The organism is Pseudoflavonifractor capillosus (assembly GCF_016902575.1).
Classification (GTDB): domain Bacteria; phylum Bacillota; class Clostridia; order Oscillospirales; family Oscillospiraceae; genus Enterenecus; species Enterenecus capillosus_A.
On the sequence record NZ_JACSNZ010000174.1, the window covers coordinates 1 to 219 of the forward strand.

A 219-nucleotide genomic window follows, 5' to 3' on the forward strand; every position below is an offset into this window, starting at 1 on the left:
AATCCTCAATCCGTTGATTCTCGTTCGACTTGCATGTGTTAAGCACGCCGCCAGCGTTCATCCTGAGCCAGGATCAAACTCTCAATAAAATGGTATCTAAACGGCTTTCACCGTTCAAATCAATTTATTGAAGTAAGTTTTCCTTAACTTCAAAGATAAGAATTGATGAGACCCTTCATGTCTCTGTGTTACCAGTTTCCATGAAGGACTCGTGTCCTT

General features: G+C 41.1%; 1 rRNA gene. It reads right to left on the reverse strand.

The annotated features are described in order from the left end of the window. Positions 1 to 89: ribosomal RNA gene (locus H9X86_RS12345) — 16S ribosomal RNA — on the reverse strand; the annotation flags it as partial. Positions 90 to 219: the final 130 nt, after the last annotated feature.